This is a genomic window from Novipirellula sp., assembly GCF_041583735.1.
GTDB lineage: Bacteria > Planctomycetota > Planctomycetia > Pirellulales > Pirellulaceae > Novipirellula.
Genome location: NZ_JBFHFD010000045.1, coordinates 1 through 25,411, shown reverse-complemented (window position 1 = coordinate 25,411; position 25,411 = coordinate 1). Strand labels below are relative to the sequence as shown.

Genomic DNA, 25,411 nt, shown 5'->3' with positions numbered 1-25,411 from the left:
TGTGCGATGTCGATGGCGGCACGCTGACCAAGAAGGGACGCGAATTCAAAGACGCGGAACAGTTCACCGACTTTCGCGAAATGCTCGACAAGCTTGGCGACAAAGTTGACATCGTCACCGTCAGCACCCCGGACCATACCCACGCCGCCGCTGCGGTTCGTGCGATGCGGATGGGCAAGCACGTCTATTGCCAAAAACCGCTGACTTGGTCGATCAGCGAAGCTCGCTTGATGCGCGAGACCGCTGCGGAAATGGGCGTGGTTACCCAAATGGGCAACCAAGGCACCTCGGCCGACGGGATGCGAGAAGCCGTCGAAGTCATCCGCAGTGGCGTGATCGGTGACGTCAAGGAAATTCACATCTGGTCCAACCGTCCCGTATGGCCACAAGGCAAGGGACGTCCGGCCGGCGAAGATCCGATCCCAGAGGATTTGAACTGGGAAGCTTGGATCGGCCCCGCACCGATGCGTCCGTTCAAGAAAGGCGAATACCACTCGTTCAATTGGCGTGGTTGGGTCGACTTCGGCACCGGAGCACTCGGCGACATGGCTTGTCACACCACCAACTTGTCGGTGATGGCTTTGAATTTGTGGGATCCCGTTGCCGTGACCGCGGTCAAGAACCCCGGTATCTACGAAGGCGAAACATTCCCCGCTAGCTCGTCGTTGATGTTTGAGTTCCCTGAACGTGATGGCTTGGCGGCTTGCAAATTCCATTGGTACGACGGTGGTGAATTGCCATCGGACGACATCATCAGTCAATTGCCTGAGTCGTTCCAGAAAAAGATCGCTAACCAACGATCCGGTGGTGGCAAAACCAGTGGTGCCGTGCTTGTCGGCACCAAGGGCGTTCTGTTTTCACCGGACGATTACGGTGCCCAGTACATCTTGTTGCCACGTGGTGAGTTCGTTGACTTCAAACCACCAGCACAATCGTTGCCACGTATTCCCTACAAGGGCGGTGGCGATGAGCGTCAAAAGTGGGAGTTTGTGCAATCGGTCAAGGGCGACTACGAGCCTGGCACGATGGCAAACTTCGATTACGCAGGCCGCTTGACCGAAACCATCTTGGTCGGCAACCTCGCGCTGCGAGCAGGTGAAGGCAAGCGAATCGAGTGGGACGCCAAGACGATGCGAAGCACCAACGTGCCCGAAGTCAATCAATTCGTGCAACGCGAATATCGCAAGGGCTGGGAAATTCCCAAGGTCGCTGCGACCGCAAACCGCTAAATCACTGCGTTGATTTGAGTGAACCTCGAAACCGTACAGGCCGTCAAAAGCCTGTGCGGTTTTTTCGTTTTAACGTAGGATTGGCTTCCAGCCTGTTATCAGCCCTCCGCTTCGTTGAATAGCCTGGACTATCGAAGGGGCTTCTCTGCGGGTTTGCTGGCAACACGGAATTTACCATGCAGTGATTGAGCAACCAATTCAGTCCGCGTCATTTTGCCAGTGAGGTTAAGGTGGCAGACGGAGTCGTAAAAATAGGATATCGGGTATTTGACTTGGTCGGGACGATGCAGAACCGGGACGTCAAGATTTTGGGTCAGTAATTCGTGAAGGGACTCGTAGGACGATTGGTGCTTCTCAAAATGGGGTTCAGGGACCGGGCAGTACGCCAAGTAGACTTCAACACCGCGTTCTCTGAGCGTTTGAGCGCAAGCATTGATTCGATCCGCCGCCTCCAGCGTCTTGGCCGGTTTGAATTTAACATCCCCTTTCATCTTTTCAATGTCTTTCGTCGTTCCCAGGTCGTGATGACCGACAAAGTCTCCGTTCACATTGAACTTTAATCGAGAGTACGCATCGGGGAGCTGAGCCTCTTCGAGTTTGCGTTGAATCCGAGACTCTGTTGGCATCCTGCTCCCCGACTGTACAAGGCCAGTAAGGACGCAGAACGCTTGGTCGTCAACGAATGTTTTGAGTTCGCTCCAATCCAGATGGCAAAAGTATCGCCAAGATGCGGGGGACTCTTGCACCATCGATAGCCGCAAATCAGGGTTCGGCTGAGTTCCTCCGGTTAGCAGCATCCACTCTGGCATCAGGACGACCACATCTCCCTTTTTGGCGCAATCGGTAGCCACGTCCAGGTAGAACTGCAAACCAAGGGCGGCATGGAGTCCACCGTTAATGACGGGCATGTCGCAATGCTGTTGCAGGGTGGGGCTGTCAATTCCAAATGCTACATTCGAACCGCCAAGAACAATCAGGGTCGGTTCGCCATGTTCGCGTAACAGGCGAATCTTGTCTTCGAATGCCGCCATGAATCCGTACTGCGGCTGTCGAGTCGCGTTCAGAATCAGCAAGCTGCCGATCACGAGTTGGATGGCACAAAACAGACTTGCGTTTCGAATAAACGTGCGCATCGTAAGTGCCCTAGAATTGGAAATAGATAAACGGACTCGTTTCAGTGGTCAGCGTGAATTGGAGCGTGCCCCAGATGGCCAACGTGAACACGGCCCACCGAGCTGGCTTGGGCCATTGCAGAAAACGTAATGGGACGAGTTTGAGGTGCATCGTCCATTCCAGAATGGAGTAGCCGATCAAAACAATCAGCATTTTTTCGATCAATGGATGAGTGGCCAATGTCGCTTTCCATGCCGAGGCATTGAGATCGTGCAATGGAATTGTTGCAATTTTTGACAAGATTGTGAACGCTTCGGCAGTGGATGCCGCTCGAAAGAATACCCAGCCAAGACAGATTACGGAAAACGTGTAAGTCATTCTGAATGTCGTTTGTAGCGCTGCTTGAACCGCAAACGTGGTTTGGTCGCAGTTGGCGTGGTCAGCGATTCGGTTTAAGCGGTGGCCGAAGACGGAAATCTGGCGACTTCGGCCGTTTTCAAGATACGAGCTCATCACTTTTTCGACGACGAGAGCCGCGCCGTTGATGGCACCCCAGATAATGAAACGCCAAGCGGCCCCGTGCCACAAACCCGATAGTACAAAAGTGATCATCAAGTTGCGGAATGTGTTAAACTTCGTCCCCTGGCTGCCGCCGAGCGGGATAAAGACATAATCGCGAAACCAAGTCGACAGTGAAATGTGCCAGCGGCGCCAAAACTCAGTCACACTCTGCGACAGATAGGGGTAACTGAAATTCTGCATCAAATCGATGCCAAACAATTTTGCCGTCCCAATCGCGATGTCGCTGTAGGCAGAAAAATCGCAATAGATTTGCCATGCAAAAAAGACAGTGCCGATCAATAGGGTTAGCCCCGAGGCACTGCTGGGGTGAGCGTAGATCGAGTCAACGCACACAGCTAAATGATCAGCAATGATCAGTTTTTTTGCAAAACCCCATAGAATCGTGCGGCAACCTGCTACGGCTTGGTCATTCGAAAATATTCGTGCCCGCGAAAATTGTGGCATCAGGTTGGTTGCCCGTTCGATGGGGCCCGCAACCAATTGCGGAAAGAACGATACGAACGCGAGATAGTCAATCAGATTGGTCGTCGGATGCAATTTGCCTCGATAGATGTCGATCGTGTAGCTCAACGTTTGAAACGTGTAAAAGCTGATCCCCACCGGCAATAAAATTTCTGACATCAGCGGATGAACCGACCATCCGACCTCTCCAAGCGCGATGACCAAACTCTCGGAGAAAAAATTGAAATACTTGAAGAACCCCAGCAGTCCCAGGTTGCAAACGACACTGGTTGTCAACGCGAGTTTGCGTTGTGATTGGGTTTTTGCGTGGGCGACGAAGATTCCCAGTCCATAGTCAACCAGACTCGACAGCATCATCAAGCCGCAGAAGCGATAGTCCCACCAGCCATAGAAGAGATAGCTGGCAAGCACCAATAGCGAATTCTGCCAGTAACGATTTTGCCGTGCCCAGTGCAGCATGAACACGAGCGGCAAGAAAATCAGAAACGTTAAACTGGTGAAAGTCATCGGACGGAAACGCTACGAGTGAGCGACGAAGGTCGGAGGCGAAGTTTGGGGGGGATGGACTGTGGCTAATCCATACGGGAGCATCACGAGGCACGTCAATACTGAACCGCCATTTCTAGCTCGAGCGTGGGGCTGCAGGCAGCATTAGCGAATTGAAAAAAAACGAATTTGCCCGTTGCGAAACTCGCCACGTATTTCGCCCTCTCCAAAACGCTCTGCGATTTTGCGATTGCCATTTTGGGCCTGGAAAATCGGACTGGTTGCCCCGTACCGTGACGAGCGATTCTAATTGCGAACTCGCACATCAAAACGACTCACACAGCTCACCCCCAAAATTCCATCATGTCCCGAAAGATTTTGATCCAACTCGACACGGATTCTCACGCCAGCACGTTTGATAGTGTGGTTGCGTATGATTCCGGGATGGATGCATTGCTGAGCCATGCCGGGGTAACGCCTGAAAACGTGACGGCTTTGGTTCACGGAGCGATGTTTACTCGCGGCGGCGATGATCTGAAGAACACGGCGATCTTTATTGGCGGATCGAATGTTCGAAACGCGGAAATGCTGCTCAAGAAAGTGACGGAATGTTTTTTCGGTCCCGTTCGCAACTCGGTCATGCTCGATGCTAACGGATGCAACACCACGGCCGCAGCGGCCGTGGTCTACGCCGGACGCGAAGTCGATTTGGCAGGGGCGACTGCGGTCGTGATGGGAGCCACCGGACCGGTCGGCGAACGCGTCGCTCGGCTGCTGGCCGCCGATGGAGCTAACGTGGTGGTCACGAGCCGATCTCTGGATCGAGCAAACGAAGTCGCCAACACGATCGCAAAGCAAACCGAAGGCGGTTCGGTCAGCGGAGCCGCCGCAAGTGGTCCCGACGATGTCAAGGCACTACTCGCCAACGCGAAAATCTTGGTCGCCTGTGGGGCCGCTGGCGTCCAGCTTGTCGACGAAGCGAGCTTAAAGAGCAGCTCGTCGTTGCGGGTGGCGATCGATTTAAATGCCGTGCCGCCCGCAGGTATCGCAGGCATCGACGTGACGGACAAAAGCAAATCGATCGGCGAATTGAAAGTCTACGGCGCGATTGGTGTCGGCGGATTGAAGATGAAAACACATCGCGCTGCGATCGCGTCGCTGTTTGAAACCAACGACCGAGTGCTCGATTACCGCGAGATCTACGCAATTGCCAAAACCATGTAGAGTAGCGGAACGCGTCAACGGGCTGTTGATTTAGTGAGCCGCTCGCGCGTGAGCGGCCGGGTTCTACACACTACCCGGTGCCTTAAGGTCCACGGCTCACCAATGCGATTCGCATTTCGATTAAATCAACAGCCCTTCAAGAGTTTCGACAGCTCACGGCCAAGTACGAAATTTTTGGCGAGTTCTGCTACTCGCGATGGGGTCCGAGCAACGTCCTTCGGCTTACTTTCGTTTCAATCTCGCACGTTCGGACTCGTAACGGCGTTTGGCTCGCTTGTACTCACTCGCTTTGTTGCTGGCGTGAATCGCGCCAAAAATACCAACGGCGATGAACACCAAGCCAAACAGCGGAAAGATTTTGGCCATGCCAAACGGTGATCGCGAAGTGATCGCAAATGCCATTACCGTCCAAAAGCCGCCGAATACCACCGCGACAATGCCGCCTACCATCGCGGTTCCTTCCGTCGGCAGATGGGTGCGACCATTTTTTCCCGTGATCATAAAGTCGTTTCGTTGCAGCTCCCATTGACGATCAAGATCAGCGATTTTCTGATTTGCCGTCAACTGGCTGACTTGTTCGCTTAACGATTGCGTCGTCTCGGTTAGCTTGTCTACCGCTTCGGTAAACGTCACGTCCCGGTCGCGATGCACCGCCAACTGAGCACCGCAATGATTGCACTTAACGAAACGGGCCGACTGTGGCACCTGCATCGGTGCGCCACACGAATTGCAAGTTAAGCTTTCCAGCATTGACCTTCCTCTATCGCAGCGGACGTAAGACTTTCGATGTGTAAGACAACATAGCAGCTCCGCAATGTTGTGCCTTAATACCGAAAGCATGAACAATGCCGAAGGCATAAACCTCGCCTAGAGGGGGCGCAAAACTGAGGAAATTCAAGCAAGAAAACAAAAGGCAGTCTAGTTACTGGCCCCGAATTTCCTTGATTCTGCTGACTTACTCACTAATAGCGGCGGATTCGCCTACCACGCTCAATGTGGCGGGGTAGTTGAGGACGAGTTGCTTGACGGCGGTTCGCAAAAAACTTTTTGGCATCGTTCGGTCGAAAGCAAAATTGACGATTTGCTCATTATCACTCGCTGTATATTTTTTCAAATGCGGGATCAGATCACCCGCGACATCTTTGTTGACATCGACCGTCATTGCATCGCTGGCGGGATCAAAGTCGAGATCGTCGAGATCGAGCGAGCGAATCTTTTTCGCCACACGGGTCGAGAAGGAGATTCGCTTTTCGGCGGGCTCATACACAATGCTCCACTGCGTCAAACCAGGCTGATCGACCTTCGATAAGGATTGGCGAGCATATTCGATGGCGTCCGCCGGTGTGACCTTCTCTTGCGCCAACTGGACTTGGCATACGGCTTGGTAATAGCGACGCTCGCTATTGTTTCGCCAACGTTGCTGGCGGAACGCGTCTCGTGAATCGATACAGGTTGAATTGGCCAACGCGCAATCTTGGATCTCGTTGCTGCGGTGCACGTTGGGCTTACCGTCTAAAAATTCGATCGTCGCAACATCGCCCGATGCATCCGTGACAAAGTAGTGAACCCGCTCGATGCTGGGGACCATCGGTGTCGGGTAAATCTTCTCGAGACTGGCGATCACGTCGGCTACCGTCGCGGCGGTATCGAGTTGATATTGCACCCACTGCACCACATTCACTGAATGTTTACCGGGTTGGATGACCGGAAACTCTGCTTGATTCAATTGCAGCAGATCGACGGTCAATCCATGTTCGTTCATTCCTGCAAACGGTATCTCGCGTCCAAATTGCACGAAAGACACACTGCCGTAGGTGGAGACCCATTTGGCAGGCTGGACCGGAGAAATCGCCTGCTTTTGAATTCCGCGTGGATTCACCACCACTAAACCTTCGCCGAAACCCCAATCATGATTGCGTGCGACGACCACGCGGCCATCAAAGGAAAATCGCATCACCGTACACGCATCCGCGACGTTTCCTCCATGAAGCCATGGCATGCAGACGAAGGCGGCGAACAAGATCGAAATTCGAATGTTCCGTGATTTCATCGCGGGAACCTCGTTTGCGGTAGGAGAGAGAAAGGAGGCAGCAGTCGTGACGCCGTTTGTGTAAGACATTATGTCCGATACACTGAAGGAATGAAACATGAACCACAGCCGACTGAAAAATCGGATCAAGAGCCCGCCGAACGCCCGAGCCCGGCACTGGTTGCGACGGCCTATCACGAAGCGGGACATGCCGTGATGGCGTTGTCGCTGGGGCGGCCGATTGACAAAGTGACGATTTCGCCGCGGCGACTGCAAGTCGAGGGGGTGCGGTTGGGGGCCTGTAAAATCCAGAAAGGGCGTACCAAGTCGAGCCGAGATTGGCTCGAGGACGAGGTGTTGATCCTGTTTGCGGGAATGGTCGCCGAAGCGATCATCACCGGCGAATATTGCGAATCGGGCGCGGCGCAAGATCTGCGTACCGCCCGGCGGTTGCTGCATACGCGTCCAGGCACGCAGCAGCAAATGGAACGGATCGAACGCCGTTTGGTCGACAAAACGGCGCACATCCTCCGTGACGAGGGGCACGCCAAAGCGATCACGCTGATTGCCGAAGAACTGCTCTTGAAAACGACGATCAGCGGCCGCGCCGTTCGGCATTTCTTTAATATGGCCATCAAGTCGCATGACAAATAGAAAGACGTACAAGGTAGCGGAAGTCGTCAAGACCTTCGTCTGTTTGTAAGCCGTTTGATACCTGGTAATGCAAGCGATCTCTGGCGATTCAGTCGGCAAAGTTGCTTTCAAAGATGCTAATGACATTGAAGTGGTGGCTAGCTAGAATCCGCCGCCCTGCTGACAAAATCGACAAAACATTTCATTGAGAAACCCGATGGCTACGAAAACGGAAAACGTGTTTGATATCGATGCTGCGACCAAAACGATCGCAAAAGAGTTGTCATTGCCACTAAAACAGGTTCAATCGGCCGCCGAACTGCTCGATGCTGGCAATACGATTCCGTTTATTGCCCGTTATCGAAAGGAAGCCACCGGCGGGCTCGATGAAATCGCGCTTCGCGCGATCGAGGATGCTTTGGAAAAAGCGATGGCACTTTCGGCACGAAAAGCCACCGTGCTGAAAACGATCGACGAGCAAGGGTTGCTGACTGCTGCACTTCGCAAGCAGATCGAAGACTGCAGCGACATGCAAACGCTCGAAGCGATCTATTTGCCTTACAAACCGAAACGGCGTACCCGAGCGACGATCGCGCGAGAGCGAGGATTGGGGCCATTGGCCGAACTGCTGCTCAGCCAAAGCAAGCTTGGCAAATCGAAAGACGATGTATTGAAGGCGTTCGTCAACGCAGCCAAAGAGGTCCCCGATACGGACACGGCGCTGAAAGGTGCGCTGGATATTGTCGCCGAGCAATGGTCCGAGGACGCCGACACACGGACTTGGATGACAAAACAGGCTTTTTCACAAGGACGCATCACGTCGTCGATCAAACGCGGGAAGAAGGATCAAGCCGAAAAGTTCGAGCTTTACACCGACCACAACGAATCGGCTGCAAAGATCCCCGGGCACCGTTTGTTGGCGATGATGCGAGGTGAATCCGAAGGGGTGCTGAAAGTCGGCATCCAGCTCGAAGACTCGCAAGTGCTCGCCGAACTGAAGCCCAAGCTTGTTCCCAATCGTGATTTCGAGTTTCGCAACGAATTGCTTGAAACGGTGGACGATTGTTACCAGAGGCTGTTGATGCCGGCCACCGAATCGACCGTGATGCAAACACTAAAGGAAAAGGCGGACGAGGAAGCGATCGCGGTGTTCGGAAAGAATCTGCGTGAGTTGCTGATGAGCGCCCCTGCCGGGCCGCGCGTGACGATTGGCATCGACCCTGGTTTTCGTACCGGTTGCAAAGTCGCGGTGGTCGATGGAACTGGCAAATTCCTGACCAATACCACCATTTATCCCACACCGCCGAAAAATGATACCGCCGCTGCCGGTAAGGCGTTGTTGGCGTTGATCCAAAAGTACAATGTCGAATTGATTGCCATCGGCAATGGGACGGCGTCGCGGGAAACGGACAGCTTCGTCGGTGATCTGATTCGCCAACACAAGCTTGACGTCACTAAAGTGATGGTCAGCGAAGCGGGGGCATCGATCTATTCGGCAAGTGAATTGGCGTCAAAGGAATTCCCTGATTTGGACATTACAGTGCGAGGTGCGATCAGCATTGCGCGTCGTTTGCAAGATCCGCTGGCGGAGCTGGTCAAGTCGGATCCGAAATCGATTGGTGTCGGGCAATATCAACATGATGTAAATCAAACCCAGCTTCGCAAGTGTCTTGATCGTACGGTCGAGTCGTGTGTAAACAGCGTCGGCGTGGACTTGAACATGGCGAGCGTTCCGCTGCTTTCGTATGTTGCCGGGATTGGCCCCAAGTTAGCCGAAAACATTGTCGAGTATCGCAACGCGAACGGTCGCTTTGGAAATCGCAAGCAGTTGAGCAAGGTGCCGAAGTTGGGGAAGAAAGCGTTTGAGCAAGCGGCGGGCTTTCTACGGATTCGCGGCGGCGATGAACCGCTGGATAATTCAGCCGTGCATCCAGAAAGCTACGTGTTGGTCAGCCAGATGGCCAAGAAATTGGGGACCGATTCGCGATCGCTTGTCGGTAATGCAACGTTGAGCCAGAAATTAAAGCCAACCGAGTTTGTGGACGAGCAATTTGGGTTGCCAACGGTGGCGGATATTATTTCCGAATTGGCGAAACCGGGGCGCGACCCACGCAGCGAATTCCGCGCGGTCAAATTTGATGACAGCGTCAACTGTATGGAGGATCTGAAGCCCGGGATGATCCTCGAAGGTGTGATCACCAATGTCACGCACTTCGGCGCGTTTATCGACATCGGCGTCCACCAAGACGGTCTGATCCACATTTCCCAGCTCGCCAACACGTTTGTGCAAGATCCAAACGAAGTCGTAGCGGTAGGCGATGTCACCAAAGTGAAAGTGTTGGAGATCGATCTGCCACGCAAGCGGATCTCGGTGACCCGCAAGTTTTGATCGGTTGTGTTGCGGAGTCGCCTTTGCAGCGACGAAGGGTTTGTGAAGTCACTTCAGCTGAGGTAACAGTGGGCCCTTTCGGCCTCGTTCGGGTGAGGGCCGACCGCGCAACGGAGCTTGCAGTATGCCACTAGCTTGCTCGGACGGCCCTCACCCGAGCAATCGCTCAACGCTCTGCTCGACCTCTCCCAAACTTCGTTTGGGAGAGGTGGTTGTACGCTAACACACGCACCGCCCGTCTCACGCAGATCCATCGCGTAGCAGTGGATCGAGTTTCTTGCGAACCTCGGTTTCGCTGACTCCGGTGATGGACACGGTTTTGCGTCGTGAGGTCGATCCGCGAACGACTTCGACATTCGACTTAGCGACGCCAAAAACCGCGGCGATCGATTTTTCGACCGCCTTATTGGCTTTCCCTTTATCGGCCGGTGCGGTGACCGAGATGCGGAGAGCTGCGTCGTGGCATCCACCGACTGAAGCCTGTTTTGCTTTAGGGGTGACATGCACGTCGATCGTGCATCGATCGTCGTGTTGTTTGATGACGATCACGAACCATCCTCCCGCACGTGATTTGCCGCTGAAGTTACCATGCCAAGAATCGCTTGAGCAGTTCGATGCCCGGCTGGGTTAGAAAACTTTCAGGGTGAAATTGCCATCCTTCGAGCTTGTATTCTTTGTGACGCACCCCCATGATTTGCCGCTTGCCTCCGGTGTCAGTCCATGCACTCGCGATCAATTCGTCCGGCAAACTTGATGGCTCGATTACCAGGCTGTGGTAACGTGTGGCAACAAATGGATTCTCGATGCCTTTGAATAATCCTTCGTCGTCGTGATAGATCTTGTCGGTCTTGCCGTGCATCAGTTCTGGAGCACGCACGATCTCGCCGCCATACGCTTGCCCGATCGATTGATGGCCAAGACATACCCCGAGTAGTGGGACTTTGCCAGCGAATTGCTTGACACACTCGACACTGACTCCGGCTTCGTTGGGTGTGCAAGGTCCAGGCGAAATCAGGACACGCGATGGCGACAAGTCTTGCAATTGTGCGATCGAGAGCTCGTCATTGCGAAAGACGCGAACATCGATTTCGGCATCGATCTCACCGAGTCGCTGGACCAGGTTGTAAGTGAACGAATCGTAATTGTCGATGACGATAACCATGGTACAGACAACACTTGATGCAAGAATGAAAGGGGCGACTTCAAAGGGTGTGGGAAGCTCAGAATCGCCGAAATGTCAATGGGAAATGGGGGCTTGAAACAAAAAGAATATTCTTTGTTCTCATCCGCGTAAACGCTCTTTGGTTGGAAACACTCCACAGCGTATAATGGGCATGACACGACAACGCTGGGCGAGTGGAAATACGGCGAAACGCGATTCACACGTATCGACAGACGTTAGTGGCATAAGACCGAGCAGAGCGAAACTGGCGATATCTTAGTGAAAAAAGTTTTCATTGAGTATCAACGACCTCGAACATTCAGTCTTGACAACAAATTTATTTACTCGCGCTCTTCTTCATAGATAAATTCCCATGCTTTCGGTTCGCCCCAAAGTCGCCGAATTGGCGTTTCACGTTTTCAGTCGCTCGCTGCATCCCGAGCTTTACGCACTGCATCAGCGACGTCGTGTCGAGCGTACGGACTATGAGGTCCAGGTTGACATCACCAATTGTGGACACGTCGTCACGTGGCGAGGCGCAGGGATGACGATTTGCGAAGTCGCCACCAGTGCCCAACAGCCGCTGCCTAAGCGTCGCTGTCTACTTTCACGCCCGCTCAAAGGAAGTCGCACCGAGCGAGCGGAGTGCCGTGGAGGTGTCCAGTACAAGACGCATTTTCAATTGGAACCCGTCGAACCCGATATGTTCTGGATGGTTCAACAGCAATTGGGAACCGGGCAAACCGAGGGATTATTGCATCGTTTTGACGCCAGTGGCCGGATGGCGCTTGGCGCCCTGAGCTACGTTAATGTGGAAACGCGTCGCAAGAGTGTGCTGATTCAAGCCATTCATACCTTCCCCGACGACTATGCTATCGTCAAAGTCGAATCGCTCTTTTCGATCGGCGATAGCTCCAAGTAGCGAGTCGGCCTTTTCTTGATGTCTGGTTGCTCATGGTTGGATGCGACCACTCGCGAACAAATTGTCGCAGTGGTCGATTTGAAGGCGGGACTGGTCGTGCACGCGGTCGCCGGTAACCGGCACGCGTATCAGCCGATTGCGATCGGGGGGAAAGCCGCCGGCGATCCATTGGCCTTGGTCGCTCACTACCGAAGACTCGGAATCCGATCACTCTACATCGCCGATTTAGACTCGATCCTTCTCGGCCAGCCGCAAATTGCGTTGCTAGAGCGGTTGATTTGCACCCACAGCGATCTGGACGAGATACTCGTCGACATTGGGTTGCCCGATCTCGATACGGTAGCCTCGTTATTGGAATCGGCTCGGCGGCGGAGCAATGTGTTTGTGATTGTTGCGAGCGAATGTGCCGCGAATGTGGCCTCGCTGCGGCGATTCGTAGGGGCGTTGGATTATTCGCAGCTTGTTTTGGGGATGGATTATCGCCAGGGTGTTTTTGTAGGGGGCAATCATTCGGAACGCGGTTGGGATTTGGAACGTGATTGGCTGGAATTCGCAGCACAGCTTGGCATCGAGCGTGTGGTTGCGCTGGACACAGCGACGGTGGGGACATCACGTGGTCCTTCGATGGCCGAGAGATGCTTGCGTATTCGTCGGCATTCTCCAGGCGTCAAACTTTATTCGGGCGGTGGTATACGAGACGCCTCCGACGTTAAGCTATTGCTCGACGCAGGTTGCGATTGCTGTCTCGTCGCGACCGCGTTGCTTGAGTTGTAGCTGGGTCGTCCGACGTCGGTGAAGCCCGGCGACAATTTGCTCTCGCAGCTTCTGACTTCAGTTTTTATCGAAAGATCCGATCATGCGTTCTTCATCCATGCGACCTGCGTTTTTCGCCACTGTGCTGTTGATCGTGACGCTAGGGGTGACGATGGCGCAAGCCCCCCCGGCACAAACATTGCCAGGTGATTTGCCGCCTCACGCGGAAGCCACGCCGGAACCGAGTTCGACGCCGAATCCGATCGAGTCAAAGATCCGCAGTGCCTTGGAAGGGGCCCCCGGTGGCGTCAATTCGTCCGATCCGCTGCTGGACGACGTGCTTGGCATCATCAAGTCGCGCGGCAGTATCTTGGACGGTTCTTCGCTCGACCCCGCACTAGACACCCCCACGTCGACGGCGGGGAACGATCGAGAGGCCAGCGCCCGAGAGGCCAGCGCCCGAGAGGCCAGCGCTCGTGTGGCAGAGTCGCTGCTGCGTTCGGCCCGTCTGTTGAACCGGATCAAGCCCCGAGATTCCGCACGAACTGAACTTGTGGAAAAAATGCGTCACGAAGCGTGGCATTTGCTCGGCGAATCTGCCCCTGCGGTAAAACAATAGCAGCGATTTCTGCGTATCATGTATCGGCTCGCGCGCTGCGGGACGATGCTGCCCCCTCCCTTTCTCTCATTCGCTCTCTGTTCCCCACGTCGACTTTGTCCAAAACATCCTCCACGCTCAAACCGACGCGTCCGTTCGTGCCGCTTGCGATCGGTGGCTTGATCCTACTGCTAGGCGGGGGCGTGTTTGCCGATTATTGGTCGGCGAAACCAGCGGGTATCGAGCCACAATTTGTCGGTCGCAGTGCATGTATCGATTGTCATCGCGACCAAGCCGAGGCGTTCAAGGGATCGCATCACGATTTGGCGATGGATGTCGCCACCGAAAAAACGGTGCTCGGTGATTTCAATGACGTTACATTCGAGCACGATGGGCTGGTCAACCGCATGTATCGCGATGGCGAGCGGTTCATGGTTTACACCGAAGGCCCCAGCGGCAAGATGGAAGACTTTGAGGTCAAGTACGTCTTTGGGGTCACGCCGCTGCAGCAGTACATGGTCGAATTCGATCGCAGCGACGACATGCCCGAGGACGAATTGTCGCGTTTGCAGGTGCTGAGGATCAGCTGGGATACGAAAGCGAAGCGATGGTTCTATCTTCGTCCGCCGGACGTCAGCGATAAACTTGAGCCCGATGATCCGCTGCACTGGACCGGGATCGCCCAACGCTGGCAAACGATGTGCGCCGATTGCCATTCGACGAATCTGAAAACCAACTTTGATCCCAAGGCAAACCGTTACCACACGACGTTTTCGGAGATCGACGTCAGCTGCGAGGCCTGTCATGGTCCTGGCAGCATGCACGTGGAACTGGCCAACAGCAAATCGCTTTTCTGGGATCGCCGCTACGGATACGGGCTGACCAAACTGAAAGGCGAAAGCAACGAGCCGCAAATCCAAACATGCGCCCCCTGCCACAGTCGACGTGGTGTTTTAGATGGAAACTTTCACGGTGGCGACACCTACTTTGACCACTACGCGTTGGAGCTAATGAGCCCCGCGACCTATCACGCCGATGGTCAAATCAAAGACGAAGTCTACGTGTTCGGTTCGTTCATCCAAAGCAAGATGTATCACAAAAACATCCGCTGCAGCGATTGCCACGACCCGCATTCGTTGGAACTCAAGCACAAAGGCAACGAAACCTGCACCTCGTGTCACCAACACGCGGCTGGCAAATACGACGTGCCGTCGCATCATCATCATGTGCCTGGGACAGAAGGGGCGATGTGCGTCAATTGTCACATGCCGCATACGACGTACATGGAGGTCGATCCACGACGTGACCATAGTTTGCGTATTCCTCGTCCCGATCTTTCCGTAAAGATCGGAACGCCCAATGCGTGCAGCAGTTGTCACGTCGAAGACGTACGCAAGGATCTGGATCCTGCGACAAGCGAGCAGGCGAAGGAGTACGCGGATTGGTTGCGATTGGCCGAAATGGGGAACGACGAACTTGCTGAGGCGATCGCGACAGTCGACAAATGGTGTGACGATGCGTGCGAAAAATGGTACGGCGAACAACGTGCAACGCCGCCTCATTTCGGCGAAGCGATCGCGGCATTCCGAGCCGGCAAGGCTGGGGCGGTCGATGCCATGATCGAATTGGTGAAACAGACCGACGATAAGGTTCCCGCCTACGCTCGCGCCACTGCGTTGTCGGAGCTTGGGCAATCGGGCGTTACCGCGGCGCTGCCGGTCGCTCGCGAAATGCTGAAGAACGAAGCTGAACATCCGCTGGTCCGCACTGCGGCCGTGACGGTCTACATGATGGCGTCGCCCGAGCGGATTGCGAAGGATTTGTTCCCGTTGCTCGAGGACGAATCGAAACCGGTGCGTGACGAAGCCACTCGGGTGATGATCGCCACGGGGGCTGTACGCCAGTTGGACGAAAACAAGCGAAGCCAAGTCGAATTGGCGGCTCGCAATGTCAAGGCGACGTTGATGAACGCGTCGGATCGAGCGGGAGCCCACATGGCGTGGGCATCGCTGGCCGAGCAGCTTGGCCGTTACGGCGAATCGATCGAATCGTACCAAGACGCGATCCGGATTGAGCCGCACACGACGGGGGCAAGGTCCAATTTTGCGGAATTGTTAGATTCGCTGGCCCAGTCCAACGGACCGCAAGCCGCAGAAATGACGGCGCTCGCCAAGCAGCTTCGTGCAGCCGAACTTCCGCTAATCGCCCGGGATGCTGGTTTGGTGCCCGAGAACGCCCATCTGCAATACCGCTACGGATTGGCGTTGTATCAGGCCGGAAAATACGTCGACGCATTGGCGCAGCTGGAAAAAGCCGCCGAATTGGCCCCCGAAGTCGAGGTTTACCACACCGCGGTACGGTTGCTGAAAGCGAAGATCGCCGAGGAAAGTGCAGGCGAAAAATAGTCGTCCCGAGGGCCCATCGATCGAATGTGTGCTTTACGGGTACAATTAGAGTTGGCGTGGAGCTATTTTTATGGCCTTCCCCGCTGAGGCGACTATTTTTGTTATCGAAGGACCACCGTTGAACGCGACCATCACCCAACACGACAAAGACGCGATCCACTCGCTGGCGTCTTACCGCACGCTTCAGCCCGAAGAATTGCAAGCCCGCATCGAAGCGGTGCGAAGCGAGCTCGGCGATTCGCTGCTGATCCTGGGACATCACTATCAACAAGACGAAGTGATCGCGCACACCGATCTTCGTGGCGATAGCTACAAATTGAGCGAAATGGCAGCGGCTAGCCGCACCTGCCGCACGATTGTTTTTTGTGGCGTCCACTTCATGGCCGAAACCGCCGACATCTTGGCAAATCGTCCCGACAAATTGGCCGAACGGGATGGCCAGCGCGTCACCGTGCTGTTGCCCGATATGGCCGCCGGTTGCTCGATGGCCGACATGGCCGCGATCAAACAAGTCGAAGCGGCATGGGAAGACATGTCCGAGGTGATCGACACCGAACGCGTCATCCCGGTGACGTACATCAATAGTGCCGCCAGTCTGAAAGCGTTCTGCGGTCGCCATGGCGGAATCGTTTGCACCAGCAGCAACGCCAAAGCCGTTTTGGAATGGGCGTATCAGCGCGGCGACCGTGTCTTCTTTTTCCCCGATCAACACCTTGGCCGCAACACGGCACTGAGCATGGGGATCGGCGAAGATCAGATGCCAGTTTGGGATCCGTATGCACTCGAACTAGGTGGCAATACCGAGGCCGCCTTGGAAAAGAGCAAAGTGATCCTCTGGAAGGGGCACTGCAGCGTTCACCAAATGTTTCGCCCCGAACACGTTGAAGGATTCCGCAAACAGCATCCCGGCATCAAGATCCTGGTGCATCCCGAGTGTCCTCGCGAAGTCAACGATATCGCGGACGTTTCCGGCAGCACGGGCAAGATCATCGACACGGTTCGCAACAGTCCGGCGGGAACCAAGTGGGCGATCGGAACCGAGCTTCACTTGGTCAACCGGTTGAAAGCCGAGCATCCTGAGCAGGAAATTCATTTCCTCAGCCCAGTCGTCTGCATGTGCGCCACGATGTACCGCATCGATTTGCCACATCTCTGTTGGACGCTGGAGAATCTGCGTGACGGAGCGATCGTCAACAAGATCGAAGTCGACGACGAAATTTCAAAATGGAGCCTCGTCGCATTGGAGCGAATGTTGGCGGTTAAGTAGTTTGGGTATCTGGTTACCCAGTGACATCGACATTGACGCGACGGGGATAGCGTTTGTAGCGGTGCTGCGCGCGCCTTGGGGGCTTCCGAAACGGACCGTATCGGTCCCAGGACTGGGAAGTTGAAACTTTCGTGTTGACGTCGGGCATCGAGGAAAACCTGAAAAAACTCGGCGAATGCGGGGATTTCGCGTTCGACGAATCCGGGTGGCGGATAAGTTTGGGAGATAAATCGAGAATTTTTCTCAAACGTTAGACAAATGGACGGCCGTCGCGCATCCTTAGGTCTGATGGCTAACTTTGAAACCTTTTCCGAACGCGTGCGGATGCATGCCCAGCGAATTGCCGAGAGCAGTGCTCCGGCATTGTCGGGGCTGTACGACTTGACCGCCCAGCGGTTGGTTCGGTACGCGACGACCATCACTCGAAACCAACACGACGGCGAAGATGCCGTGCAAACCACACTCGTCCGCGTTGCGGTGGAACCTGAACAACTTGCCGCGGCGGAACAGCCGTGGGGCTATTTGTTGAGCATGGTTCGCAACGAGTCGCTGGTGATCCTAAGACGGAAACAGCGATGGTCGCTGGTAAGCAATTTGACCGATTTATTGACGCGCCGCGTCGTCGATTCGATCGAGCTCGAGGATCAGCATCGCGCCGTTTGGGCTGCGATGCGGACGTTGCCGGCGGAACAAAGCGAAGTCGTTGTGCTGAAGATCTGGGAAGAGATGACGTTTGCTCAGATTGCATCGGTGCTTGAAATCACTCCGTCCACAGCGGCGAGTCGCTATCGCTATGCGATCGGTAAATTAGCCGACAAACTACATGCCAACGATGCGGAGGTCGCTCATGAGTGAGTCGCATCATGACGCGGACCTTGGTAACGACAACCAAGATTTTCATGAAATCGAACAACGGATTCGTGCGGCAGGCAGTTATGTCCGTGTTTCCGATGACTTGCGTCCTCGGACGCTCGAGGCGGCACGAAGCGTCTGTGACGACACCTTGTTCGAACGACGCATGGGCGGTTTTTTCGTCTGCGTCCTACTTATGTTTTGTCTTGCCTCACCCGTTGTCGAGTTGCTGGGCGATTATCAATCGCGTTTCAGCGGTCCGTCGTCTGTCGAGGTGCATCGCAAGGCGGCGGAGCTGTCGAGACGATCGGATATCGGTACCCAATGGGGCATGTGTGAAGCCTTCAGCCAATTGCGGCAAACCCAGGCAAGCCGGTTTCGCTTGCCGCGATGATCATCGGCACCGATCACGCTGCGTAATGACCGCGGTTCAAGACACTCACTTGTCGTCTGCGGTGACGCTGCGCCACTACCGTTAATTCTTCGCTACCATTCTCATTCCTCTTTCGATGCGGGACGAACTGTCAAGTGACTGAGTTTGATCAGATAGTCGAATTTAATGAACAGCTTGTGTCGATAGCCGACTCGGGGCTGCCGGTCGCAATTCATTCCGAAGCGACGCCGCAATCGGTTGACGAGACAGTTTCTCAGCTAAACGCCAGAATCGGGGTGCGTGTCGCACGCGGTGATACGGTGCAAACGGCGATCGCCGAGGATGCAGCGATCTCGCCGCAATATCGCCAATCGCTGTTAACGCTACTGCGCACCGGAGATTCCGTAGCCGCGCTGGATGCAGCGACGGCGGCAGCACGGTCGCAGCGAATGTTGAAACGAAATGTCAGTCAATGGATGTTTCAATTATCCATCATTATTGTGTTGGCACTACTGGCGTTTGTATTCACGCTTACATTTACCACACCCCAGTTCGAAGCGTTTTACCATGACATGGGAATACAAGAAGGTTCCGCGCTTACGCTGTTGGAGGTGTTACGCGATTGGATGGCCGTTTGGCTGACCGTTTTGTTGATCCTTGGGGCAATCGGCTGGTTGGGGTGGCGAGCGTACCGCGATCGTTTGCATTGGCCTGCGATTCCAGGCGGGAAAGGTTATCGGTATGCCATCAAGAATTCGCAGCTGGCCGAGCAGATTGCGGGTTTGATCGAGCGGGGAATCCCGCTCTCAGACGCCCTCGTCATTTGCGATGTTCACACCGCAGCGGAATCAACCGTGGATACCGCGGCAGAGGACCGCGTTGATGCGGCTCCGCTGCTTCGATGGGCACTTGGTCAAGACGTGGAGGAGCCGTCTCGCGGCGAGGTGCTGCGATTTGTTGCCGCGATGTATCGGCAAAAGGCCGAGCGTTTAGCGACCGTTTGGCGATTTCTTGTGCCCTCGATCGCCACCGCCGTGGTGGGAGGAATCATTGTGCTGATCTATGCGTTGTCGCTGTTTTTGCCTTGGGTCCATTTTCTCGGCGTGCTGGCGCTCGCGTAAAACGCTTACTCCCAATCATGAGTCTTGTGTTGCTGTCCGGTCATTGACGCTCTTCCATCACCATCTTTATTTGCAATGCCAATTTACGTCCCATCTCCCGAGTCGACGATACGCAAGCATGTAGAACACATGTTGGTGCAACGCGAGGAATTGATTTCGGTACTGGCAGCCGTCGCCGGCGAGATGCCGCGTGGCAAGAGCCGCCGAGAGCTAGCCCATTTGGTTGATCGGCTGCGTGCAGGAGCTTCGGCAAACGAATTGTTGAGTGATCCCGAGGCCGCGGTGTGGTTGACCCACGCCAGCGCATCCAGCGGAAAATCGTCTCGTGCTGCCGTCATGATGAATGTCGTCGCGTACGCCAACGCCGAAGCCGATTCGCGGTCCCAGTTCCGCTTTGCGATGTTGTATCCGACGCTTGTAGTGTCGCTCGCGTTTGTCGTGTTGGTGGTGTTGGCTTTCACCGTGGTTCCCTCCTTTGCGAGAATGTATGACGAGTTCGGATTACAGCTTCCCGCTCCCACGCTGTTGTTGATTTGGATTAGCGAATCGATTACGAACGATCCATTGACCGCATTGGCGGTTATTGTGGCAGCCGTCGCCGGCGTATTTGGTGTTTACGAGCTATGCCTTCGCTTTTCCTTAGGCCTGCGTTTGCTTGGGCGTTTCGCAGCGGGAAACACCGGCAGCGTGGCGGCAATGGCCAAGTTTGTGAACCAGTTGGCGGAGATGTTGGAGATGGGCGCGTCGGTGCCCGAGTCGTTGTGGTTCGCCGGACAAACCTGTGGCAACCGGCAGCTACGGAATCTCGCCGTCCATCTAGCAAATCATGCGAATCAAGGCTCGACGCCGCTACACGAATCCTCGGTGTCACATCAATTACCCGCGAATGTGATTGATGTACTATCGTTCGCGCAGGACGGAAAACCCAACACCGTCGTGCTTCGTGAAATATCGACGATGTATCGTCAACGGGCGCGGACGCGGGTCGATTGGATGAGCGGGATTGCGTCTCCGATTGCAACCGTATTAGTCGCCGCGATGGTGGCGTTTGTCGTGCTTTCGCTATTCATGCCCCTCGTTAGTCTCGTATCGGGGTTGTCCTAATGATCGACTCAATTTTGCATGCTTGGTACACCTGGAGCCGGCGGTGGAAGTTAACGCCGTGGTGGCCCAGTGACACTCGCAGCATGTGCCAGCAGTCGCTGATTCGAATGTTGGCGGTGGCAATGTCCCAGCGTCTGGAAATGTGGCGAGTCGTGGGAAATCTGGCTCAAGAGCATCGTGGTTCTTATCGGCGACGTCTGCTTCGGCTGGCAAAACGGCTTGGCGAAGGCAGTTCGCTGATCGAGGCGCTCGAACAGACGCCGAGCGTGCTGACCCAGGACGCAGTGTTGGCGATCCGTGTGGCGACCCAAAACGGCACGTTGCCGCAAACACTCACGCGGATGGCGCAACACCACGACGAATCTCTCAACCGCCGCCAGTCGCATCTGCGGCAAATTGTGATTTACGGAGCAATCATCGCGATCGTGATGACGCCGATCTTATTGTTGGTGCTGATCAGTTTGGTTCCGATGCTGTTGAAAATGGTCGGTGAAGTCGGGGATGCGGAAGGTGAATTTGTCCTTCCATGGACGTTTCATCTGCTGAACAACCTCAGTGTGTTTGTCTCTAATGCCGGGGTTTGGTTGGGGCTCGCTTTTATTGCCTCGGTGGTAATTGTCTTTAGTCCGCTTTCCGGCATGCTTCGCCGATTCGCCAATCGAATGTTCCCGGCGGCAAACGCGACCGGACGCAATGCAGAACTAATGCGAGTGTTGGCAGATAGCATCGATGCCGGGCGCCCCATGCCCAGTGCGGTGTCAACGCTGGCCCGCTATCACTTCGATCCTCGCATTCGCCAACGATTGTTACTGGTTCGCAACGAAGTCGAACAAGGTGCCGATTTGTGGAGCAGCATGGCCGAAGCACGGCTAATCACCACGGCCGAGGCGAGTGCGATCGCACGGCTCAATTCAAAGCCGGCTATCAGTTGGATGCTACGGCGTTTGGGACAGTGGAAACGCGAGCAATTTGATCGTCGTTGTGAGCGGTGGCTGAGCCTTGTGCATCCTGTTTTGATCATCCTGGTCGCATCCATCGTCGTTTTAGTGTGTGTGGGGTTCTTTGAGTTCCTTATTCAGCTGACCTATTTTGTTTCAAAGCCTCAATTTGAACTATGAACAGTTTTACAAGACAAATTGTCAATCGACACCGGCGTGGGCGACCTCGGCAGCGTTGCGGGTCTACGTTGTTCGAACTGATGGTCACCGCGACCTTGGTGGTCAGCGGCGTCGGCATGGTCGCTCCGTTAACGGTTCGCTGTGGACGATTGTGGCAACAGACACGGCATCGCCAAATGGCACTTGATGAATTGACCAATCACATGGAACGGTTGATCGCATTGCCGACCGAGGAACTCGAAAAACAAGCCGGCGCGGTTGCGATGTCCGACGCCGCGCGGACGTTGCTTCCTGATGCTGTGATGGAAGCAGCAGTTGTTCGCAGCGATAACGAATCGCAATTGCATCTATCGATCGACTGGAAACGCGTCGGCAATCCAGAACCTTTGACATTGGTGGGTTGGATTAAAAGCGAGGACGATCAATGAAGCGAGATCAGCAAGGACACACTCTGATTGAATTGGTCGTTTCGATGGCCGCCGGCAGTACGCTGATGGCGCTAGCGATTGGATTGGTTCACCAAACGATGACGATGTCCAACGTCTCAAGCGAACGTGCCAGTCATGATCGTGATTCGCAGCGTCTCGTTGAACAATTTCGCTGGGATGTCCATCACAGCGAAGAGGTCCAAAATACAGCGGATTCGTTTGTCGTGGTGCGAAATGACGCACACACGGTGGACTATCAGAGCGAGGGAAATGAGGTGATTCGCATTGAACACCGCGATCGCAACGAGGTGCGACGGGAAAGCTACACCCTAGCCGAATCGTATGTCGCGACGTTTTCTAAGAAACAAGATCAGCAGCAAGCAACGCTCGAAATTCGCTACGTTCCCGATCAGCGTGGTTACGCGGACCGTGTGGATCGCCAAATCACTGCGACCGCCGGTCGCTACCGTCCGTTGGTGAATCTTGGCGATCGCGACGATGCTGTGACACGTGCCCAGGAGTCGCCATGAGACGTCTTTCCACTTACATCCCTGCGGTCGGTGGTGGTCGGTACCGAATCCGACGCCGCGGCATCGTGCTTATTTGCACGCTAGTTTGTTTGATTGTGGTGTCAACGCTGGTGATGACCAGCGTGGCATCGGCGGTGCGTGGCCAGCGTGAAACCTTGCGTCGACATCAATCGATGCAAACCGAGTGGTTGTTGGATGCGGGGATCAATCGCGCCATCGCCCAGATCGCGGCCGACGATCAATACGAAGGCGAAAATTGGATCCCTGCGTTTGAGAACTCGCGTTTTGCCAAAGCCAACGTTGAAATCAGCGTTACAGCGGCCAGCGGCGATGATGATTCATTAAATCTGGTTTTGGTCGACGTGGTTGCCACGTTGGCACGATCGGTGGACAGCCCTGCGATGGAAATCGCAACCCGCACACAAAAAAGTTACACGTTCCAAGTTTCAAAATCGAATCCTCAATCCGCACTAACCAACGATGAGTAGAACCATGCATACACGAACAATAAATCGGCTCAACTCGACCTCTTCCTTTGCTGCAATATCCGACATCCGCGCGCATCGGAGCTTCGCCGCTAACCGGTCAACCAACGGCTTCACCCTCGTGGAATTGTTGGTTGTGATCGCGATCATCGGAGTCTTGGTTGGGTTGTTGTTGCCCGCGGTGCAGGCGGCCCGCGAGGCGGCTCGTCGATCTTCGTGTCTGAACAACATGATGCAGATCGGGCTCTCGGTGCATCATCACGATTTCAGTCACGAGCGGTTGCCGGCCGGAGTGATCAGCGAAACAGGCCCCGTGCGGAACGAGCCAATTGGCGCGCACATAAGTTGGATGGTGCAGATATTGCCGTTCATCGAACAGCAAAGCATGTTCGAGCACTTTGACCAGGAGGCCGGTGTCTATGCCACGGTCAACAGCCCGGTACGGGTGAGAAACATTGCGACGTATCTGTGCCCATCGTTTCCATCGGCGAAGTCCGACTTCTCGATACCGCTAGACGACAGCATGGAACCGGGATATGCGGCGATCTCGAACTATGCGGGCTGCCACCATTCGGTCGAGGCTCCGATCGACTCGAACAACAATGGGATGCTGTTTCTAAACAGTCATTTGCGTTACAGCGACATTCGTGACGGCAGCTCACAAACGATCATGATTGGCGAAATGATTCCTTACCGCAATTCACTTGGATGGTGTTCCGGAACCCGAGCGACGCTTCGTAATACGGGCTCGAAGATCGAAGGTCCTAATCGCTATTTTGATCTCAGCCTTCAAAGCGATCGTGAACTGGGGTCGCTCAAAGTGGGCGGTTTTGGGAGCGCGCATCAAGGCGGCGGAAACTTTGGTTTCGCAGACGGTTCAACCCGATTTTTGAGTCAAAACATTGACCCTAAATTGTTTACACAATTGGGCGACCGTGCAGATGGCGAGTTGCTGGTCCAGGATAGTTGGTAGCTCAAAATGCCACCCGTTCGGCCCGGCTGCCGATCGTTAAGCGGGCCCGGCATCGTGGTTGTAATGGTCCCGGTACTCGGCTTGGACCTTCAAGATCTCGGGTACCGCAGCAAAAAAGGCGTCCAGTACTCGGGGGTCAAAGTGGCTGCCTCGGCTCTCTTCGAGGATCGAGAAACATTTCTCGCGTGGCATCGCTTGTTTGTAAGGACGTTCGGATGCGAGTGCGTCGTAGACGTCCGCCACGGCGGTGATGCGGCCTTCCAATGGGATGTCTTCGCCAGCCAATCCTAACGGATAGCCTGAACCGTCGAATTTTTCGTGATGCGTTTGTGTGATACTGGCCGCCAATCGCATCAACGAACCACTGTCGCGTTGAACCGGACATTCCTCTTTTGACGAGCGTCGCCGCGAACTGCCGTCGTTGATCGTATGCGGTTTGATGATTTGGTGACCGAGTTTGACGTGCGTTTGAATCACAGCAAATTCACTCGGCAGCAAGCGGCCAGGTTTCAGCAAGATTGCGTCGGGCACTGCAATTTTACCCACATCGTGAAGCTGGGCAGCAAGCTCAATGTCTTCGACATACCAATCGGGCAGCCCGAGTTTGCTGGCGATCAATCCGGCAAAGCGACCGACCCGAATCACGTGATTTCCGGTGTCGTTATCGCGAAGTTCGGCAGCGCGAGCCAAACAGTAAATGACTTCGCGACGTGAACGCTCGAGGTCCGCAGTACGCTGCTGGATCGTTTCTTCGAGGTCTTCGGTGTGATGTTGCAGTTGGTCTTGGTAGCACTTGTTCTGTAACGCATTGCGAACACGAGGCGCCAATTCCATCGGATCGACGGGTTTGATTAAAAAGTCAGTGGCGCCGAGTTCCAAACAAGACAGCTTGACCGAGGCATCGTCGTTGGCGGTCAGAATCAGTACGGGAAGATGGCGGAATCCCGGACGATTCCTCAGTTCACGCAGAATTTCAATGCCGTTCGCATTGGGCATGTTCACATCGAGCAGCAAGACGTCTGGTCCCGCGGCAATGATCGATTGCAACGCGTTGGCGGTATCGACGGTCGTTTCAAAATTGCTATATCCGGCCGCTTGCAGGTGTTTCTTGGCAACCAAGACGTTCACCGGCTCATGATCGACAATCATGATTTTGCCATCCAACACTTCCAC

25 protein-coding genes are annotated in these 25,411 nt (G+C 54.8%); 18 read left to right on the top strand and 7 right to left on the bottom strand.

Features of this window, described 5'->3' with window-relative positions:
* On the top strand, positions 1–1,229 hold a 1,229-nt coding region (locus ABX962_RS06055; protein WP_372717566.1), incomplete at its 5' end, for a Gfo/Idh/MocA family protein.
* 128 nt (positions 1,230–1,357) lie between these two features.
* On the opposite strand, the gene ABX962_RS06050 is transcribed toward ABX962_RS06055, so the two are convergent.
* Both ABX962_RS06050 and ABX962_RS06045 read right to left on the bottom strand, forming a co-directional pair.
* On the bottom strand, positions 1,358–2,362 hold the full coding sequence (locus ABX962_RS06050) for a hypothetical protein (RefSeq protein ID WP_372717565.1): 1,005 nt from the start codon (positions 2,360–2,362) through the stop codon (positions 1,358–1,360).
* A gap of 10 nt (positions 2,363–2,372) precedes the next feature.
* A complete protein-coding gene (locus ABX962_RS06045) occupies positions 2,373–3,893 on the bottom strand; it encodes an MBOAT family protein (RefSeq protein WP_372717563.1) in 1,521 nt (506 codons plus the stop codon).
* Between the two features lie 342 nt (positions 3,894–4,235).
* Here ABX962_RS06045 and ABX962_RS06040 point away from each other — a divergent pair, with 342 nt between their 5' ends.
* The gene (locus ABX962_RS06040; protein WP_372717562.1) at positions 4,236–5,096 is read left to right on the top strand and encodes an NADP-dependent methylenetetrahydromethanopterin/methylenetetrahydrofolate dehydrogenase; all 861 of its coding nucleotides are present in this window, start codon (positions 4,236–4,238) and stop codon (positions 5,094–5,096) included.
* Between the two features lie 222 nt (positions 5,097–5,318).
* Here the strand turns inward: ABX962_RS06040 and ABX962_RS06035 are convergent, their stop codons facing one another.
* Both ABX962_RS06035 and ABX962_RS06030 read right to left on the bottom strand, forming a co-directional pair.
* Positions 5,319–5,846 carry a hypothetical protein gene (locus tag ABX962_RS06035; protein WP_372717560.1) on the bottom strand — a complete coding sequence of 176 codons (528 nt, stop codon included), beginning with the start codon at positions 5,844–5,846 and terminating at the stop codon, positions 5,319–5,321.
* Between the two features lie 205 nt (positions 5,847–6,051).
* Positions 6,052–7,146, bottom strand: coding sequence for a linear amide C-N hydrolase (locus tag ABX962_RS06030; protein ID WP_372717558.1), 1,095 nt, complete (start codon positions 7,144–7,146; stop codon positions 6,052–6,054).
* A gap of 90 nt (positions 7,147–7,236) precedes the next feature.
* Here ABX962_RS06030 and ABX962_RS06025 point away from each other — a divergent pair, with 90 nt between their 5' ends.
* Positions 7,237–7,779 carry a cell division protein FtsH gene (locus ABX962_RS06025; RefSeq protein WP_372717556.1) on the top strand — a complete coding sequence of 181 codons (543 nt, stop codon included), beginning with the start codon at positions 7,237–7,239 and terminating at the stop codon, positions 7,777–7,779.
* Positions 7,780–7,975: 196 nt separating this feature from the next.
* On the top strand, positions 7,976–10,147 hold the full coding sequence (locus ABX962_RS06020; RefSeq protein WP_372717554.1) for a Tex family protein: 2,172 nt from the start codon (positions 7,976–7,978) through the stop codon (positions 10,145–10,147).
* Positions 10,148–10,387: 240 nt separating this feature from the next.
* On the opposite strand, the gene ABX962_RS06015 is transcribed toward ABX962_RS06020, so the two are convergent.
* Together ABX962_RS06015 and ABX962_RS06010 are read right to left on the bottom strand one after the other, a co-directional pair.
* Positions 10,388–10,696: a DUF167 domain-containing protein gene (locus ABX962_RS06015; protein WP_372717552.1), complete on the bottom strand. Its 309-nt coding sequence runs from the start codon at positions 10,694–10,696 to the stop codon at positions 10,388–10,390.
* A gap of 34 nt (positions 10,697–10,730) precedes the next feature.
* On the bottom strand, positions 10,731–11,309 hold the full coding sequence (locus ABX962_RS06010) for an aminodeoxychorismate/anthranilate synthase component II (protein WP_372717550.1): 579 nt from the start codon (positions 11,307–11,309) through the stop codon (positions 10,731–10,733).
* 373 nt (positions 11,310–11,682) lie between these two features.
* Here ABX962_RS06010 and ABX962_RS06005 point away from each other — a divergent pair, with 373 nt between their 5' ends.
* The 14 genes from ABX962_RS06005 to ABX962_RS05940 all read left to right on the top strand — a co-directional run bounded on the left by ABX962_RS06005 (position 11,683) and on the right by ABX962_RS05940 (position 24,238).
* Positions 11,683–12,231, top strand: coding sequence for a DUF2617 family protein (locus ABX962_RS06005; RefSeq protein ID WP_339945604.1), 549 nt, complete (start codon positions 11,683–11,685; stop codon positions 12,229–12,231).
* Positions 12,232–12,249: 18 nt separating this feature from the next.
* Positions 12,250–13,005: a HisA/HisF-related TIM barrel protein gene (locus tag ABX962_RS06000; protein WP_372717548.1), complete on the top strand. Its 756-nt coding sequence runs from the start codon at positions 12,250–12,252 to the stop codon at positions 13,003–13,005.
* Positions 13,006–13,087: 82 nt separating this feature from the next.
* The gene (locus ABX962_RS05995; RefSeq protein ID WP_372717546.1) at positions 13,088–13,603 is read left to right on the top strand and encodes a hypothetical protein; all 516 of its coding nucleotides are present in this window, start codon (positions 13,088–13,090) and stop codon (positions 13,601–13,603) included.
* Between the two features lie 95 nt (positions 13,604–13,698).
* Positions 13,699–15,987, top strand: a complete 2,289-nt coding sequence (locus ABX962_RS05990; protein ID WP_372717544.1) for a multiheme c-type cytochrome — start codon at positions 13,699–13,701, stop codon at positions 15,985–15,987.
* A gap of 70 nt (positions 15,988–16,057) precedes the next feature.
* A complete protein-coding gene (gene nadA, locus ABX962_RS05985; protein WP_372717542.1) occupies positions 16,058–17,254 on the top strand; it encodes a quinolinate synthase NadA in 1,197 nt (398 codons plus the stop codon).
* 288 nt (positions 17,255–17,542) lie between these two features.
* Positions 17,543–18,109, top strand: a complete 567-nt coding sequence (locus ABX962_RS05980) for an RNA polymerase sigma factor (RefSeq protein WP_372717540.1) — start codon at positions 17,543–17,545, stop codon at positions 18,107–18,109.
* Positions 18,102–18,500: a hypothetical protein gene (locus tag ABX962_RS05975; protein ID WP_372717538.1), complete on the top strand. Its 399-nt coding sequence runs from the start codon at positions 18,102–18,104 to the stop codon at positions 18,498–18,500. The genes ABX962_RS05980 and ABX962_RS05975 overlap by 8 nt, the downstream gene beginning before the upstream one ends.
* A 134-nt stretch (positions 18,501–18,634) precedes the next feature.
* Positions 18,635–19,600, top strand: a complete 966-nt coding sequence (locus tag ABX962_RS05970; protein WP_372717536.1) for a hypothetical protein — start codon at positions 18,635–18,637, stop codon at positions 19,598–19,600.
* A gap of 75 nt (positions 19,601–19,675) precedes the next feature.
* On the top strand, positions 19,676–20,704 hold the full coding sequence (locus tag ABX962_RS05965; RefSeq protein WP_372717534.1) for a type II secretion system F family protein: 1,029 nt from the start codon (positions 19,676–19,678) through the stop codon (positions 20,702–20,704).
* Positions 20,704–21,822 (top strand): type II secretion system F family protein, encoded by a 1,119-nt coding sequence (locus ABX962_RS05960; RefSeq protein WP_372717532.1) that lies wholly within the window; start codon positions 20,704–20,706, stop codon positions 21,820–21,822. Before ABX962_RS05965 ends, ABX962_RS05960 begins: the two co-directional genes overlap by 1 nt.
* Positions 21,823–21,902: 80 nt before the next feature.
* Positions 21,903–22,250 carry a hypothetical protein gene (locus ABX962_RS05955; RefSeq protein ID WP_372717530.1) on the top strand — a complete coding sequence of 116 codons (348 nt, stop codon included), beginning with the start codon at positions 21,903–21,905 and terminating at the stop codon, positions 22,248–22,250.
* Positions 22,247–22,780 carry a type II secretion system protein J gene (locus tag ABX962_RS05950; RefSeq protein ID WP_372717528.1) on the top strand — a complete coding sequence of 178 codons (534 nt, stop codon included), beginning with the start codon at positions 22,247–22,249 and terminating at the stop codon, positions 22,778–22,780. The genes ABX962_RS05955 and ABX962_RS05950 overlap by 4 nt, the downstream gene beginning before the upstream one ends.
* Entirely contained in the window at positions 22,777–23,268 is a 492-nt protein-coding gene (locus ABX962_RS05945; RefSeq protein ID WP_372717526.1) for a hypothetical protein, read from the top strand. The genes ABX962_RS05950 and ABX962_RS05945 overlap by 4 nt, the downstream gene beginning before the upstream one ends.
* Before the next feature lie 55 nt (positions 23,269–23,323).
* On the top strand, positions 23,324–24,238 hold the full coding sequence (locus ABX962_RS05940; protein ID WP_372717568.1) for a DUF1559 domain-containing protein: 915 nt from the start codon (positions 23,324–23,326) through the stop codon (positions 24,236–24,238).
* Positions 24,239–24,274: 36 nt separating this feature from the next.
* Here ABX962_RS05940 and ABX962_RS05935 read toward each other — a convergent pair.
* A partial coding sequence (locus ABX962_RS05935; RefSeq protein ID WP_372717524.1) for an HD-GYP domain-containing protein occupies positions 24,275–25,411 on the bottom strand: 1,137 nt, incomplete at its 5' end.

Bases quoted from the DNA above. Each gene is read 5' to 3' on its own strand.
- ABX962_RS06050 (WP_372717565.1), bottom strand. From the start codon at position 2,362: ATGCGCACGTTTATTCGAAACGCAAGTCTGTTTTGTGCCATCCAACTC.
- ABX962_RS06045 (WP_372717563.1), bottom strand. From the start codon at position 3,893: ATGACTTTCACCAGTTTAACGTTTCTGATTTTCTTGCCGCTCGTGTTC.
- ABX962_RS06040 (WP_372717562.1), top strand. From the start codon at position 4,236: ATGTCCCGAAAGATTTTGATCCAACTCGACACGGATTCTCACGCCAGC.
- ABX962_RS06035 (WP_372717560.1), bottom strand. From the start codon at position 5,846: ATGCTGGAAAGCTTAACTTGCAATTCGTGTGGCGCACCGATGCAGGTG.
- ABX962_RS06030 (WP_372717558.1), bottom strand. From the start codon at position 7,146: ATGAAATCACGGAACATTCGAATTTCGATCTTGTTCGCCGCCTTCGTC.
- ABX962_RS06025 (WP_372717556.1), top strand. From the start codon at position 7,237: ATGAAACATGAACCACAGCCGACTGAAAAATCGGATCAAGAGCCCGCC.
- ABX962_RS06020 (WP_372717554.1), top strand. From the start codon at position 7,976: ATGGCTACGAAAACGGAAAACGTGTTTGATATCGATGCTGCGACCAAA.
- ABX962_RS06010 (WP_372717550.1), bottom strand. From the start codon at position 11,309: ATGGTTATCGTCATCGACAATTACGATTCGTTCACTTACAACCTGGTC.
- ABX962_RS06005 (WP_339945604.1), top strand. From the start codon at position 11,683: ATGCTTTCGGTTCGCCCCAAAGTCGCCGAATTGGCGTTTCACGTTTTC.
- ABX962_RS06000 (WP_372717548.1), top strand. From the start codon at position 12,250: ATGTCTGGTTGCTCATGGTTGGATGCGACCACTCGCGAACAAATTGTC.
- ABX962_RS05995 (WP_372717546.1), top strand. From the start codon at position 13,088: ATGCGTTCTTCATCCATGCGACCTGCGTTTTTCGCCACTGTGCTGTTG.
- nadA (WP_372717542.1), top strand. From the start codon at position 16,058: ATGGCCTTCCCCGCTGAGGCGACTATTTTTGTTATCGAAGGACCACCG.
- ABX962_RS05980 (WP_372717540.1), top strand. From the start codon at position 17,543: ATGGCTAACTTTGAAACCTTTTCCGAACGCGTGCGGATGCATGCCCAG.
- ABX962_RS05975 (WP_372717538.1), top strand. From the start codon at position 18,102: ATGAGTGAGTCGCATCATGACGCGGACCTTGGTAACGACAACCAAGAT.
- ABX962_RS05965 (WP_372717534.1), top strand. From the start codon at position 19,676: ATGCCAATTTACGTCCCATCTCCCGAGTCGACGATACGCAAGCATGTA.
- ABX962_RS05960 (WP_372717532.1), top strand. From the start codon at position 20,704: ATGATCGACTCAATTTTGCATGCTTGGTACACCTGGAGCCGGCGGTGG.
- ABX962_RS05955 (WP_372717530.1), top strand. From the start codon at position 21,903: ATGGTCACCGCGACCTTGGTGGTCAGCGGCGTCGGCATGGTCGCTCCG.
- ABX962_RS05950 (WP_372717528.1), top strand. From the start codon at position 22,247: ATGAAGCGAGATCAGCAAGGACACACTCTGATTGAATTGGTCGTTTCG.
- ABX962_RS05945 (WP_372717526.1), top strand. From the start codon at position 22,777: ATGAGACGTCTTTCCACTTACATCCCTGCGGTCGGTGGTGGTCGGTAC.